Origin of the sequence: uncultured Nostoc sp., from assembly GCF_964245445.1 — a bacterium.
In the GTDB taxonomy this organism is placed as follows: domain Bacteria; phylum Cyanobacteriota; class Cyanobacteriia; order Cyanobacteriales; family Nostocaceae; genus Nostoc.
Window position 1 is genome coordinate 14,290 of sequence record NZ_CAXTNE010000040.1, and the last position, 14,375, is coordinate 28,664.

Sequence of the window (14,375 nt, forward strand, 5' to 3'; positions counted from 1 at the left end):
AAAACTTTAGTTGTGGGTTTAGAGCCACAGTAATATAAAAAGAATTATATCGAGACTTGAGCGCTGATACCTGATGCTTGCTTCGTAGTGCTTTTTGATTGTCAACGCGAAGAAGCTGTGATTTGAAGTGATAGAGAGGCAATGTCTCACGACAAGGCGCTGTGCGTCTAAGCATTTGGGTAATTAGGGGAGCGATCGCCTCTTTAAAAAAAATGCGATCGCTTCTTATTTCAATTAGCTTTACGCTCTTTAAGCACTTGATCTAGCAAACTTCTAGCCGATTGTGCTTTAGCTAACGCTATTTGATGGTCATTATAAGCACGAACAAGGCGAGAAAGACTACTCACACCTGTCTTGAGTTGCTCAAGTTCTTCACCAGCAACCAGTTCACCATCAAGCATCCGCTCGATTAACGGTTTAATGTCGCCCACTTCCTGTCGGACTTTTTGGAGTTTTTCTAGGCTACTCAGTAAGGTTTTGAGTGAGTTCAAGATGTCGTCAATATCCTGAACATCCTCCACTGCTTCCGGTAAATCTTCAATTGTTACTGTATCTTCATCTGATATTGTAGGCAATTTCTGTGCAGACATTTCAGTTTTAACCCCGTTTGACCGTGCCATCAAAGCTTCCTCAAGGAATTTCCCTTAGTGTATCGCTGATTCAGGCTATGTTAAGCAATTTTGCCATAGCCAACCGTTGCAGTTTCCCGGTAGCACCACGAGGTAGTTGATCCAAAATGTGAATTTGCTTGGGAACTTTGAAGTCTGCCAGCATGGTTGAACAGTAAGCTAAAAGTTCTTTTTCACCGACTTCTCCCTTGAGGACAACAGCAGCATGGATATCTTCTCCTAAAGATTTGTGGGGGACGGCAAAGGCTAAGGCTTCGGCGACGGCGGGATGGCGCAGTAAAACATCATCCACTTCTAAAGGAGAAATTTTTTCCCCACCCCGGTTAATCAATTCTTTAATGCGTCCAGTCAAGCGGAGGTAGCCGTCTGCATCCAGTGTGCCCTGATCTCCTGTGCGGAACCAACCGTTTACAAAAGCTGTGGCGTTAGCTTCCGGGTTGTTTTCGTAGCCATTTATAACATTGGGTGCTTTTACCACCACCTCGCCCAAGCTTCCCTGAGATAATAAGTTGCCTTCGGAGTCCATAATGCCGACTTCCACACCGAAGCCATAACCGACAGTACCCAGTTTCCGCACTTTTGGCGGTAGGGGGTTGGTGGTCATTAAGTGAGATGCTTCAGTCATGCTGTAAGATTCCACTACCGGAGCATTGAGAGTTGCCTCTAGCTGTTCAATAATAATTGGGGGCAAGGGAGCGCTACTAGAGCGAATGAAACGAAAGCGGTTAGCTTTGACAATTTCTGTGTTGCGGCTAGCGCGTGCCAAAATTGTCTGATGCATCGTTGGCGCTGCGGAGTACCAGGTAGGTTTGTAAATATCTACCAGTTTCCAAAACTCCAGGGCATTAAAACCATTGGGACAAATTAATGTGCCGCCCGATGCTAGAGTTGCCAGCAAACAACCCACCAATCCGTGAATGTGGAACAGGGGCATTAGGCAAAGTGTAGTGTCATCTGCTGTGAGTGAGTAAGCACCAATGATGTTGTTGGCTGAGGCGATTAAGTTGCGATGACGAATCGGCACACGCTTGGGACGGCTGGTGGTGCCGCTAGTGTGGAGAATCATCGCCAGATCATCAGACTGAGGCAAGGGAGCAGGGAGCAGGGAGCAAGGGGGAAGTTTCTCTTTGACTAATTCAAAGCTCAATGTGCCGTCAGTATTTACCTTGGTATTAATCAGCATCATGTCGGATGTGACGGCGGCAATTGCTGCTTTTGGCGACTCAGATAACGTAATCAGTGCTTTTGCTTGGATATCTTCGTAGTAGAAGGCAAATTCTTCTTGTTTATATTTAGGATTTAAGGGTGCAGCAGTGCCACACAGGGCGGCAGCCAAAAAGGTAATAGCCATTGGTGAACCGTTAGTCATGGCAATGGCAATGCGTTCACCGGAGGTGTTGGCGGAGCCATCGCCCTGTTTCAATCCAAAGCTGTTGAGTTGCGATACCAGTCCAACAACATTCTCGCGCAATTGCTTATACGTTAGCGATCGCCCCTCAGGCGTAACTAGGGCTAGATGATTGTCTTCCCCCGCTAAAAGCTCAAATAAGTTCATTAGTTTTTCCGGTCTGTCAACAGATGATTAAATCAGTTTTAAGAATAAAGTACACGCCACGGGTAAACAACATTTAGCCCGTTCTTTACAGCATGGTAATCTTTATTACATTAAAACTGTTAATGACTATCATTGACAAATACATAACTTAATCATAGTTTAAGTAGGGTGTGCCGCACATAAATATTTGATAAATTTATTTACCCTAAATAAGCTCTTTTGTTATGAGTCCTATAAAGATTACTATGTTAGGCGAAAGCTTGGAGCGGCAAGGTGGAATAGTTTCCGTGCAAAAGCTCATCCTTGAAGAAGCGACTGAAGCTACTTCTGATATTAAATTTACACATATAACTACTTTACCGAATGGCTCTGCTCCCCAGAAAGTATTAGTGTTTGTGCAGGCAATAGGGGAGTTATTTTGGAACTTATTAAATAAAAAAGCCGACCTAATTCACGTTCATGTTTCAGAGAGAGGTAGCGCTTTTCGTCACTCAATCACTAGTGTCATTTGTTGGCTATTTAAAAAACCGCTAATTATTCATGCTCATAGTGCTGACTTTCATTTGTTTTACTCTGAGCTTCCTCAATTGCTTAAGCAATGGCTCAGTTGGTCTTTTAGGAAATGTACGCGTTTTATTGTTTTATCAGATAGCTGGAAAAAATTCTATATCGAAAATCTTGGTTTGAAGCCAGAGCAAGTTATTGTTCTTCCTAACGCGGTAAGAATTCCCGCCCAAATCCCACAGCATGTAGATTCCAACCAGGTATTTTTCTTATTTCTAGGGCGAATTGGTCAGCGCAAAGGTGCATTTGATTTAATTAACGCATTCGCTTCTATACCTGCCCAAGAGAAAAGTAAAGCAAAGTTGACTATGGCAGGGGATGGAGATGTAGAAAAAGCTCGTAGTTTGATTCAAACTCTAAATCTTGTTGACCACATAACTATCCTTGACTGGGTAGACAAAGAAAAACGCGATGAGCTTTTAGCTAAAGCTGATGTATTTGTTTTACCTTCTTACAACGAAGGTTTGCCGATGGCACTACTAGAAGCAATGAGTTGGGGTTTAGCTGTCATAACTACTAAGGTAGGAGGGATACCCGAAGTAGTTACTCAAAACCAGAATGGTTTATTACTTAATCCAGGTGATATTCAACAGTTGTCAGAGGCAATGCAATCTTTAATTGCAGATAATAATTTGAGAATATCTCTAGGAAATAATGCACGGATAAGTGTTAAACACTTAGATATCAACAATTATCTTACATCTTTAAAATACATTTATGCATCAGTTGTAGGTTGAGAGCCATATTCTGATGAAGATTGATTAACTATAAGCTTGTGTAAAGTAAACAAAAAGGAAATAACAATGGATACGAAAACTTTCCCTGAAATAAAGTTATTTGATACAAGATTCCATAAAGTTAAAGTACAAGAATTAATTGATTATTTAGTAGAATCCGTCAAAAAACCAAAAAAGACAATTGTAGAAAATGTGAATATTAGAGCTATGAATTTTGCTTATGAAAAGTCTTGGTATCGAGATTTTTTAAATAATGCAGATTTAGTATTTTGCGACGGATTTGGTGTATTGTTAGCGGCTAACTTAAGCGGTTATTCGCTGGATTCTGCACATCGAATGACAGCACCAGATTATATAGAAGATTTGGCATTGAAATGTGAAAAGGAAAATATTTCTTTGTTTTTATTAGCTGGAAAACCCGGCGTAGTGGATGAAGCAATTACAAAGTTGGTATCAATCGCACCTAACCTCAAGATAGACGGACATCATGGTTACTTTGATAAATCAGGAAAAGAGAATGATTTAATAATAGAAAAAATTAATAATTTTCGACCAGATATTTTATATATTGGTTTTGGTATGCCATTACAGGAAAGGTGGATTTTAGATAACTTCAATAAAATTGAAGCTCGTGTATTTTTACCTTTAGGCGCGTGTCTAGATTTTTATACTAACTCTACATATCGTGGCCCCGAGTGGCTGACGAATAATGGCTTCGAGTGGTTAACACGCTTAGTTACTGAACCTACTCGTCTCTGGGATCGTTATATCATAGGTAATCCATTGTTTTTTTATCGTCTATTTAAGCAAAAAATCGCTCAAAAATTGGTAGCAAATCGCTAAGAGGTTGTTTTAAAATTCCTATTATTGGTATAAAAAGTTTTAGGTCCCTCTAAATCCACGCCAGTTATTCATGGCGGAATGGCAGACAAAACCTTTTCTAGAGTGTTCGTCGGCAAAAGCTTCAACGGCATACTGAGAACGCCAGTAACTTTAGGAATGTTGAGAAATATTGAGGGTTTTTAGCAAAATAATCACCAAATAAAGCCGAAAGCTTTAGTTGGTGATGCGTTCAAAAACCCATTTTCTACTGACAAAGACCCTACACGTAGAAAGCTTTACAGCAGTTTTCATTTATTTTAACCACATGTATCATAGGGGCACAGCAATGCTGTACCTGAGTAAGTCGGCACAATAAAAGCAAACTGTGTGAAGAAAAGTAAACAAGGTTAAAACCCTCTTTCCCCCTGCTCCCTGCCCCCAGCAAGAACTGCCTTATCTCAACGATAATTATTTACGCCGACCTATTATAGGGCGTGATCTATTTACCTGAAAATAGCTTTAAAAGTCGGGGTACAGAACTGGACTTACTTTTTCTCGCTACCAGCAACGATTTCGACGTTTCCTTTTGCAAGTGCTTCTAGTGCTTCGCCTTGAGCATCTTCTTGCTTCTTTTCACTATCTGCTTGAGCGATCGCAGCGTTAATCAGTTTTGCTGCATTTTCTTCGCTTTCGAGGATACTAAATTCAATGAGTAAATCTTCTAGCTCGTCCATCTCAATGGGTGTAGGAACAGCGAAAAATTGATTGTGGTTATAGCAGGAATTCAAATTTATGCAGAGTTTTTCCCGATAACCAAACCAACCAAAATTGCAATCCACTCTAAATAGTCGCTACAACTTCCCCGATTTTGCTTGTGTCATAGCCGCCGAGAACTTCAAATTGTGAGTGAACCAGCCGATGTCCTAAAGTACTGAGTTCGCCAAGTCTTGCTGGCTCATGCCTAGACGGGTTCTAATTGACTTCAAGTTATTACGAAGATTACTATCCTGCTTCATTGGCTTTAATCTCCCAGTTTCAAAAAGCCGTAGCGGATTTAACTAAATCTACCAAGGCAAAAGCACAATCTTTGAATGTATAGCATTTTTATTCAAAGACATCTTGTGCGATGGCGTACCCGCCCGCCCTAGGCGATCGCACTCTTGATTTCCTCTAAAACCAGAATATCATAAATTTCGCTAATTTTCTTGCGATGTGCAAAAATTTTGGCTCTGATTCATCTGCCACTTGCACAAGAGTTATTCTGGCTGCTTAATTCTTTTTTCAGTAACTTCGCTTTATACCAATTAATTTGCTTGAAAGCAGCAATTGATACAGTTTTAGTAATCGGTTTCAGCTTTGATCCTTGATAGGAAAGTAACAAAAGCCGTAGAAAACTCACCAACAAATTCTGCCGCATGGGTAAATTTTACCTCAATTAAAAATTGTTAATTTTACTCAGATAAAAATGCAGACAGCATTAGCAGTGCTGCGTCACCTTTACTGTGCATAAATGAAATGAAATTACAGTTTTTAGCAAAATAATAATGGAGAGAGTAATGATTACCGAAGAAGACTTAGCCCAACAATTTACCTTTATTATTGAGCAAGCTCACCCAAAAGCGTGGAAATTACTACAGTACTGCTATATTAAAGTGCTAAATTCTAAATCAAAAGGAGCATATATCCCTCATGCCAAATATATAAGGATTTACTGTCCTGACAGACTGATTGCTGCTATAGTAGCAGAAAAAAACTTACTGATAGAAGTGGCAGAATATCTGGGTCTAGTTAAAGTTGTTTGCGTAAATGCTACAAATCTGTTACACGACCCCAAATCGCAGATTAAGAATGTTTATCCTCAATTATGGTTAGATTTACAGTGGATTGTTACGCAAAATAAATAATTATAAAAATTTGATTTTTGCGTAGTATTAATTATGCAAAATCCTCAGCTTGCTAATTTCTTAAAACGTACAAAAATTTTATGAATCAGCCCTACCTATCTTCAGATGATTTGCCTTCTAATTTGACAATTCAATTGAGTGAAATACTGTTTAGACAACTCGAAGAAGCGACGAAGAAAAACTTTTTCTTAGCTAGCGATGTCTGACGACAAGCCGCTCTGCGTCTACGCATCACACGGATTTTGTTGTCAAGTTGCCATTGGTATTTCAAAATTAATAGTGGGATTCTGATGTTAATCATGATTTGTCCAGATATAGAAACTTATCAGAACATCATGACAACTGTTCCCCAATTCACCGACATGTTAAAAAGATTTACTAACAGAGGTCGAATTACTGTTAGCCCTCCATCTGACAAAGGTATCCCCTGGGTACTCAGCATAGATGAAATCTTGCCTGAAGAAGACTCACCCACTACCTGATAAATACATTATCTATCCAAAATAACTCACTTGATTTAGGCGTACCAGATAGCAAGAGTTTGTTGTTATATAGCAGTTCTAAATCATTTGTGAAAATTATACAGCAGAATTCAGAATACAGAATTCAGAAGCAAAACACGCTTTATACCTGGGTAACAGACTTAGCTTGTGTACCTCGCCAAGGGACTTCCAACTAAAAAAATATCCCATCGCTTTGGCGAGCTGGCGTTGCAGGGGTGCTGGCGTTGCAGGGGAGGAAGAATCTAACGATCATCTTCGCTCCCAAAATTGAATAATTTAATTTCTGGAAATCCCCAACTTGAAATCTGCTGTATCTCTCTTTCTTCTTTCTTTTGCGTCCTTCTTTGGGAGACGCTGCCGCGTTGGCGGAGCCTCTCGTAGAGAAGGCGGTTCGTTTCCTAATCTATATTTTTCAAAAATTTAAGTGTAGCGTGCAGACTCTCGCTATCAAGCTTTAATTCTCACCAACCGTCTCAATCGCAAGATTTTAGTTCATACCGTCTGTTTCTGGCTTAATTTCTACAATTGTGACCCTTTTAAATTCGACGAACTTGTTACGTAATATTAAGTTGCAAATAGCGTTAAAAGATTGCATTCACTACTCCTGACATGTCAACACTGCGTTTTCTACCGACTTTTTTAGCTTCTGAAATTAGTCCCGATAGCAATTTCCACTGCGATTACGTCAAGTTACTTAGGTATGATGGATTCATGCCTAAGTAACGCTGTCATACTTAAGTATTTTTTCCTGATGACAGAATACCGTTAAGTGGGCTTTTTTACTTTTGAGACATCCTCTTAGCTCGACTTTATCCATTTTTTGGGAACACTCAAGCTGACGCTGAAACCTTTGTGGAACAGTAGCTTTATTTTTTCGATTTCACCGAGAATCAGTGACATCGAAAAAGTTTTTGCCAAAAAGCTAGGATTTTTGCCGTATAAAGAAAACCGAGTTCTTAATTTTGGATAAAGTCGAGCTTAGATTAAAACATCAACAGATTTCAAACATCATTTAAGCAAGGAGAATAAGATGGCTAACACAAATAATCTCACAGTTGCCAGTGAGCAGGCTCTTGTGATCATCCCTCCCCTGACTGGTAGCACTAATCCAAACACTGCTGAAAAATTGGAAGTTACTGGGCAAGGAGAAGTCAACGTTCCCACTACTTTAACTGAGGTGCAATTGGGGATTCAAGTACAGGGAAAAACCTCAACCGAAGTTCAAGAAGAAACTGCTCAACGTTCAGCAGAGGTAGTTGATGTGCTGAAAAAGCTTGGGGCGCAAGAACTTCAAACTACATCTATTCAACTAAATCCCGTCTATAAATATGATAAAGATGGTAATCAAACCCTAATCGGCTTTAAAGGACTTAACACACTTCAGTTTGAGTTACCAACGGATCAAGCTGGAGGAGCAATTGACAAAGCTATCCAAGCAGGTGCGAATCTAATACAGAATATAACCTTCACTGCCTCAGACGAAGCATTGCAGCAGGCACGTCTCCAGGTTCTTAGCGAAGCGGCTAAAGATGCCCAAGCTCAGGCTGGGGTTGTTTTTAGTACTTTGCAGTTAACCCCCGGAAAGATTATTGACATTGATATAAACTCAGCTAGCAATCCTAGCCCATCTCCTTTGCTGTTTGAAGCAGTAAATTCTTTTGCAGCACGTAGTACAACTCCTATAATTGGTAGTCCTCAGACGATAAAAGCTAGTGTTTCTCTAGATATCGGTTATTCTGCAAATTCAGCAGGCTCTCTCGCTTCGGCTACTGATGATAATCTCACAGGTGCGATTAAGCAGGCTCTTGGGATCGTCGATCCCCTGACTGGTAGCACTAATCCAAACACTGCTCAGAAATTGGAAGTTACTGGTCAAGGAAAGATCACCGTTCCCACTACTTTAACTGAGGTGCAATTGGGGATTCAAGTAGAGGGAAAAACCGCAACCGAAGTTCAAGAAGAAGTTGCTCAACGTTCAACAGCAGTAGTTGATGTGCTGCAAAAGCTTGGGGCGCAAGAACTTCAAACTACATCTATTCAACTAAATCCCGTCTATAAATATGATAAAGATGGTAATCAAACCCTAATCGGCTTTAAAGGACTTAACACACTTCAGTTTGAGTTACCAACGGATCAAGCTGGAGGAGCAATTGACAAAGCTATCCAAGCAGGTGCGAATCTAATACAGAATATAACCTTCACTGCCTCAGACGAAGCATTGCAGCAGGCACGTCTCCAGGTTCTTAGCGAAGCGGCTAAAGATGCCCAAGCTCAGGCTGGGGTTGTTTTTAGTACTTTGCAGTTAACCCCCGGAAAGATTATTGACATTGATATAAACTCAGCTAGCAATCCTAGCCCATCTCCTTTGCTGTTTGAAGCAGTAAATTCTTTTGCAGCACGTAGTACAACTCCTATAATTGGTAGTCCTCAGACGATAAAAGCTAGTGTTTCTCTAGATATCGCTTATTCTTCAGCTCTAGCAGGTACTCTCGGTTAGCGGCTAGTACTCTCGATCTAGCTCTTTATGGATGCCAGCGATCTGCTTAATCAGGACTTAGGCAACTGTTACAAGCAATAGCGCGGTGTAGTGGCACCGCGTGCCAAACAACTAGGCGATAAACATGGGAATATTTGGACGTTTATACTCGAATTAGTCCTTATACGACTCCAAAATACCACTGCGAATCATTAGTTGTGGCCAAAACAAGACAAAAAACCCCATCCATGTCACTACAGGGATGGAGATGAGAACTGTTAGCCAGATAGTTTTAAATAGTAACCAGCTACCACTAATCAGGGTTACACCTGTGAGAACTATAGACCAGGGTTGACACCACCAAGGTTTATACTTCCAGGGGCTTATGGGCTTTTGTTCAGACATTGATTTTATTTAATAAAACTCCAAATTTTCTTTTAACAATTTTTAGGATAAATTATCTACTATTACAGGTCGGCGGAAATAAACCTACCATTTCATTACAGCCAGAAAGCCCAAAATTAAAGCAGGCGTGACTTTTGACTTCCGCCTTGCGGTACTAGGGTTTTAGAGTCGAACGGGTTGGCTTTGCCCACCGCAGGCATCGCTATCAATATTATCAAGGTATTGGTAAAATTCGTGATAAATATAACAGTGCAATCCAGATTAATTCTGGTTATTGTCCACCTACTGTTAATGGAGAACAAAAAAGCGCTGATTTACGCAAATTTATCGCTTATACTCTTACTAACCTTCCTTATCTAATGAAACAGCCTTACTAAATACTTTATGAATAGCAGTTCTCGTACCCTGCGGGCACTCCGTTAGAGAACTCGTAGAGTAGTCGCTATACGTCAATGGATGCACAGCATTACTGTACCCCTACAAGTGGTCTGTATTCCATGCAATTGAGAACTGCTATAAGAGGGTAAAGTTATATATTCTTGCACCTGCCCACTTTTTTACCAGAGAATAAATTCTCTGGCTAATAGCACAAGTCCACTCAAGTGGACTCCAATCCTGATTTAGTTTTCTTTAGAAGAATGCAATAGTAGCCCCAGAATCTATTCTGAGGCGGTTGTTGGGACTGGTGCAAATTCTGAGTAAACGGGCTACGGACATATTCAGCAGCGCTTGCTTACCACTCTCTAGCTTACGAAAGCACTGGTTCTGCTTCCAGCTTCTCAGATTGGTTCTTCAAGACGGTTGGTAATTGGCTGTTGAACGCTTCACCTTCAACCACTTGCGATCGGAAACCATCGGGCCCGACTGGAATATCACCCGTTATGGTGGTGCGATAGAGGACACGCTCAACTTCCAGATGATCTAGATCCTGCGGGGCTAAATGTGAGGTGGCGCGATTGTCCCAGAAGGCAATGTCACCGTTGTTCCATCGGAAGCGGGTGGTGTAGGCAGGCTTGGTGATCTGGTTGAAAAACAACTCAAGCAGCAGATCGCTTTCTTGCCGTGACACGTCAAGAATGTGCGAGGTGAAGCCAGGATTTACGTATAATGCTCGTTCGCCTGTCTCAGGATGAACCCTGACGACTGGGTGGATTGAAACCAAGGGATTGGCTGCAATGCGCTGGGCGATCTTGCTATTGCTGGGCAGATTCAAACGCGCATTGAAGCGATGTTCGGCTTTCAATCCATCTGCTAGCGATCGCAGAGGTGCTGATAGACCCTCGTAGGCTGCGACCAAGTTAGTCCACTGGGTGTCACCACCGAAGCTGGGAACGTTAACCGCACGCAAAATCGACGCGGCAGGCGGGTTGACAACTGCCGTAACATCGGTATGCCAACGGCTCTCGTAGCTGGAACGCCGCAGACCGTTGCGCCGTTCGTAACGGCTGCGGTCAATCGGCAGTATTTCTGAGAAGCCTTCAATTGGCTCATCTTCGTGGGGATGCGCGTAGGTAACTTCGCCAAAACGAGCGGTGAACGCAACCTGTGCAGCATGATCGATGTTCTGACCGCGAAAGAACACCACTTTCCACTTCAATAGTGCTTGACGAATTTCTTTGACTGCATCATCGTGCAAGGGACGCTTCATGTCTACGCCACTGATTTCCGCACCGATGAAACCGGCTACCTGCTTGACTTCAATGTGTTCGTTGCTCATGTGAATTCTCCATAGTTTGATCTATAGGGCAGTCTTCGCACTCGTCCGTTTCTTTTGGTATGTTGCTTGCACTTAATGACTACATACCAAAGGAAGCGATCGCAGCTGAAAATTATTATACGACAAACATATCGATTTACAGTAGTATCAAAATATTCTATTTTTAGATTGCCGAAACCTCTGCATACTGCGGGTTCTTCCTACAAACAACTCTCGGCAACAGATTGGCTCCCTTTTTTAGGCTTGCTCTAATTCCCTCCTTAAAAGAGGGTTGGGGAGGATCAAGGCTGAAGCCAAACGTAATAAACGTTAACAATTAATGAGTATGACGATTTGGCCAGATATGCATCAATCCTCAAGCATCTCTAACAACTGCGGCTCGCTTAATTGCGTAATTCCCAAGGATAGCGCTTTTTCTAATTTAGAACCTGCATCTTCTCCTACTACCAAATAATCTGTTTTTTTACTCACTGATTCAGTCACTTTCCCACCAGCTTTTTGAATCAAAGTCTTCGCTTCATCTCGCTTTAAGGTTGGCAATGTTCCCGTAATTACAAAAGTTTTACCTGCGAACTTTTGATTACCATCACCAACTGTTTTTGTTTCCTCTGTGGCAGCTAATTGCAATCCTTCTGCCTGTAAGCGTTCTATTAACTTTTGGTTAGCATCAATCCGAAACCACTGGTACACAGATTGGGCAATTTCAGCACCGATACCATAAATTCCTTCAATATCTGATTGCTTTGCTGTCGCTAACTGGTCTACAGTGAAATATTTCTGAGTCAACAATTGGGCATTCACACTGCCAACGTGACGGATTCCTAAACCATACAATACCCTTGACCAAGGTTGGTTTTTCGATTGAGCGATCGCATCCACCAATTTCTCAGCCGACTTTTCCCCCATCCTTTCTAACGCACACAATTTGCTTTTTGTCAACTCATACAAATCGGCAACGGAATGCACCAAACCTTTATCAACGAGTTGATGCACCAGCTTTTCCCCCAAGCCTTTAATATCCAAGGCATCACGACTTACCCAATGTTCAATGGAACCTTTGAGAATCGCTGCACAGGAAGCATTGACGCACCGAGTTACCGCCTCACCTGATTCTCGCACCACTGGTTGACCACAGACTGGACAATGGGTGGGCATAACGAAGGGTTCAGTGTCAGAGGGACGGAGTTCTTTGAGTACCCTCAGCACTTCTGGAATGATTTCTCCAGCTTTGCGGACGATGACAGTATCGCCAATGCGAATGTCTAATTGAGTAATGCGATCGCTATTGTGTAAAGTCGCGCGAGAAACTGTTGTCCCCGCCAGTTGCACCGGGCGCATCTCGGCTAACGGTGTTAACGCCCCCGTTCGTCCCACATTCACAGCAATATTTTCTACACGAGTGGGTGCTTCTTCGGCTGGGTATTTCAAAGCGATCGCCCAGCGAGGGAATTTCTGCGTAAACCCTAGCTGTTCTTGAAGTTTAAAAGAATTCAGCTTTACTACTACCCCATCAGTCATGTAGGGTAAATTCAGCCGTTCCGTATCCCAGTATTCATAATATTTTGCCACTTCTGCGATCGAAGCACACAATTTATGGTTGGGGTTGACTCGAAAACCCATCTTTTCTAATAACTCCAATGCTTCCCATTGGGTATTGGCAATACTGGCGTCATCTCTACCAGGAATGTGCAAGGTGTAGCCAAAGAAATCTAACCGCCGTTTAGCGACAATGCGCGAGTCTAGTTGCCTGAGTGTACCAGCTGCGGCATTACGAGGATTGGCAAATAATTGCTCACCTGCTTTTTGTCTTTCCTCGTTAATTTGTTTAAATACTTCCAACGGTAAAAATGCCTCGCCGCGTACTTCCACCCTTTCTAAAATTTCTAACCCTTCAAAATTCAAACGCAAGGGAATTGAGCGAATTGTCCGTACATTTTGGGTGATATCTTCACCCGTCACCCCATCACCCCTAGTTGCACCCCTTACTAGAATGCCATTTTGATAGGTAAGAGCCAAAGCAGAACCATCAATTTTGAGTTCACAGACATATTCCACCGAGTCTATTTTCGGTACTTGTCGGCGCCAACGCTGATCCCAGGCTTGCAACTCATCGATATTAAATGCATTCTCCAGACTATACAAGGGGATATTATGCCGCACCGAGGTAAACTGGGTTGCTGGCCTCTCACCCACGCGCCCAGTCGGACTATCGGGAGTCGCCAATTCTGGATATTGAATTTCCAGTTGTTGCAATTCTCGATAGAGCTGGTCATAGACTGCATCCTCCATAATTGGAGCATCTAAAACATAATAAGCATAGCTGGCTTGTTGCAATAACTGGCGCAATTCTTCTGTACGTTTTACTTCCGGCTTAATCTGGGTCATTAGACTTATTACAAAATACCTAGCAAATACAATTTAAAGATGAGTAAACCTGCTTTGACAGGCTTTGTTTGGATAGCCGCGACTTTCTGTCGTCGGGTCAAAGGGCAAACACTACGGGCTTTTCTAGGTTAGTTAATTTAATCCCAATCATTGCATCCATCGGTAGACCTAACATTTTACGTGTAGCGTTTCCTGACAACAAATCATTTCCTGTTCAATAGCTAATTTTAAGATACTAAGTCTTCTAGACTTAAGTCAAAGTAAGAAAACTAGACATAAAATATACAAAAAATGAAATCAGTATTTGGATTCCCGGAATCGTTTGTAAATCGAGGGTATCCACAATTGCTAGCACTGCTAAGAGGGTATTGTATAAAAAAACAAATGCCAATCTATTTAGTTAGTGCAGCCCAAAAACCCAATGTTATAGTTTTAATTTACTAAATTATGTTCATACGCTTTTTAACATATACTGCTTCTAGTGCAGTATTGCTTTTAACTTTAGTTAGTTCCGCTTTTGCTGTTCCCAGCAACTTTGCTAATATTGTCAGCAAGACCGAGATAAAGACAAAGTTACTTGGTCAAAATGTCATCCAGTTACAGAGAAGTCCTCAAGGCATAAGACAAGCAATAGCTAACGGAGAAGACCGATATGCCGCTATTTGGGAACAGTCTAGT

Annotated in this window: 11 protein-coding genes and 3 pseudogenes; 8 read left to right on the forward strand and 6 right to left on the reverse strand. The window is 41.7% G+C overall.

Annotated elements, in window-relative coordinates:
• Window positions 1-230 precede the first annotated feature (230 nt).
• Both ACFE90_RS09765 and ACFE90_RS09770 read right to left on the reverse strand, forming a co-directional pair.
• On the reverse strand, window positions 231-620 hold the full coding sequence (locus tag ACFE90_RS09765) for a hypothetical protein (RefSeq protein WP_375499962.1): 390 nt from the start codon (window positions 618-620) through the stop codon (window positions 231-233).
• Between the two features lie 40 nt (window positions 621-660).
• A complete protein-coding gene (locus tag ACFE90_RS09770; RefSeq protein WP_375499964.1) occupies window positions 661-2,184 on the reverse strand; it encodes an acyl--CoA ligase in 1,524 nt (507 codons plus the stop codon).
• Window positions 2,185-2,408: 224 nt separating this feature from the next.
• Between ACFE90_RS09770 and ACFE90_RS09775 the strand changes: the two genes are divergently transcribed.
• Complete coding sequence (locus ACFE90_RS09775; protein ID WP_375499966.1) at window positions 2,409-3,485, forward strand: glycosyltransferase family 4 protein; 1,077 nt, start codon at window positions 2,409-2,411, stop codon at window positions 3,483-3,485.
• Window positions 3,486-3,551: 66 nt separating this feature from the next.
• A complete protein-coding gene (locus ACFE90_RS09780; RefSeq protein ID WP_375499968.1) occupies window positions 3,552-4,328 on the forward strand; it encodes a WecB/TagA/CpsF family glycosyltransferase in 777 nt (258 codons plus the stop codon).
• A gap of 524 nt (window positions 4,329-4,852) precedes the next feature.
• On the opposite strand, the pseudogene nifH reads toward ACFE90_RS09780, so the two are convergent.
• Window positions 4,853-5,077, reverse strand: a pseudogene (gene nifH / locus ACFE90_RS09785) (nitrogenase reductase); the annotation flags it as partial.
• A gap of 786 nt (window positions 5,078-5,863) precedes the next feature.
• Between nifH and ACFE90_RS09790 the strand changes: the two are divergent.
• From ACFE90_RS09790 to ACFE90_RS09810, 5 genes and pseudogenes are all read left to right on the forward strand, one after another.
• Window positions 5,864-6,211 carry a hypothetical protein gene (locus ACFE90_RS09790; protein ID WP_375499970.1) on the forward strand — a complete coding sequence of 116 codons (348 nt, stop codon included), beginning with the start codon at window positions 5,864-5,866 and terminating at the stop codon, window positions 6,209-6,211.
• An 80-nt stretch (window positions 6,212-6,291) separates the two neighbouring features.
• Entirely contained in the window at window positions 6,292-6,417 is a 126-nt protein-coding gene (locus ACFE90_RS09795; protein ID WP_375499972.1) for a hypothetical protein, read from the forward strand.
• Window positions 6,418-6,501: 84 nt separating this feature from the next.
• A complete protein-coding gene (locus ACFE90_RS09800; protein WP_375499974.1) occupies window positions 6,502-6,693 on the forward strand; it encodes a hypothetical protein in 192 nt (63 codons plus the stop codon).
• 481 nt (window positions 6,694-7,174) lie between these two features.
• Window positions 7,175-7,276, forward strand: a pseudogene (locus tag ACFE90_RS09805) (IS982 family transposase); the annotation flags it as partial.
• 468 nt (window positions 7,277-7,744) lie between these two features.
• Window positions 7,745-9,211 (forward strand): SIMPL domain-containing protein, encoded by a 1,467-nt coding sequence (locus ACFE90_RS09810; protein WP_375499976.1) that lies wholly within the window; start codon window positions 7,745-7,747, stop codon window positions 9,209-9,211.
• A 153-nt stretch (window positions 9,212-9,364) separates the two neighbouring features.
• On the opposite strand, the gene ACFE90_RS09815 is transcribed toward ACFE90_RS09810, so the two are convergent.
• The 3 genes from ACFE90_RS09815 to ligA all read right to left on the reverse strand — a co-directional run bounded on the left by ACFE90_RS09815 (window position 9,365) and on the right by ligA (window position 13,697).
• Window positions 9,365-9,595, reverse strand: a complete 231-nt coding sequence (locus ACFE90_RS09815; RefSeq protein ID WP_375499978.1) for a DUF6737 family protein — start codon at window positions 9,593-9,595, stop codon at window positions 9,365-9,367.
• Between the two features lie 748 nt (window positions 9,596-10,343).
• Entirely contained in the window at window positions 10,344-11,312 is a 969-nt protein-coding gene (locus ACFE90_RS09820; protein WP_375499980.1) for a TauD/TfdA dioxygenase family protein, read from the reverse strand.
• Between the two features lie 348 nt (window positions 11,313-11,660).
• Window positions 11,661-13,697, reverse strand: coding sequence for an NAD-dependent DNA ligase LigA (ligA, locus tag ACFE90_RS09825; protein ID WP_375499982.1), 2,037 nt, complete (start codon window positions 13,695-13,697; stop codon window positions 11,661-11,663).
• 447 nt (window positions 13,698-14,144) lie between these two features.
• On the opposite strand from ligA, the pseudogene ACFE90_RS09830 reads away from it, so the two are divergent.
• Window positions 14,145-14,375: pseudogene (locus ACFE90_RS09830) on the forward strand (hypothetical protein); the annotation flags it as partial.

Coding starts and splice junctions, on each gene's coding strand:
- ACFE90_RS09820 (WP_375499980.1), bottom strand. CDS start 11,312: ATGAGCAACGAACACATTGAAGTCAAGCAGGTAGCCGGTTTCATCGGT.
- ACFE90_RS09810 (WP_375499976.1), top strand. CDS start 7,745: ATGGCTAACACAAATAATCTCACAGTTGCCAGTGAGCAGGCTCTTGTG.
- ACFE90_RS09770 (WP_375499964.1), bottom strand. CDS start 2,184: ATGAACTTATTTGAGCTTTTAGCGGGGGAAGACAATCATCTAGCCCTA.
- ligA (WP_375499982.1), bottom strand. CDS start 13,697: ATGACCCAGATTAAGCCGGAAGTAAAACGTACAGAAGAATTGCGCCAG.
- ACFE90_RS09815 (WP_375499978.1), bottom strand. CDS start 9,595: ATGTCTGAACAAAAGCCCATAAGCCCCTGGAAGTATAAACCTTGGTGG.
- ACFE90_RS09775 (WP_375499966.1), top strand. CDS start 2,409: ATGAGTCCTATAAAGATTACTATGTTAGGCGAAAGCTTGGAGCGGCAA.
- ACFE90_RS09800 (WP_375499974.1), top strand. CDS start 6,502: ATGTTAATCATGATTTGTCCAGATATAGAAACTTATCAGAACATCATG.
- ACFE90_RS09765 (WP_375499962.1), bottom strand. CDS start 620: ATGGCACGGTCAAACGGGGTTAAAACTGAAATGTCTGCACAGAAATTG.
- ACFE90_RS09790 (WP_375499970.1), top strand. CDS start 5,864: ATGATTACCGAAGAAGACTTAGCCCAACAATTTACCTTTATTATTGAG.
- ACFE90_RS09780 (WP_375499968.1), top strand. CDS start 3,552: ATGGATACGAAAACTTTCCCTGAAATAAAGTTATTTGATACAAGATTC.
- ACFE90_RS09795 (WP_375499972.1), top strand. CDS start 6,292: ATGAATCAGCCCTACCTATCTTCAGATGATTTGCCTTCTAATTTGACA.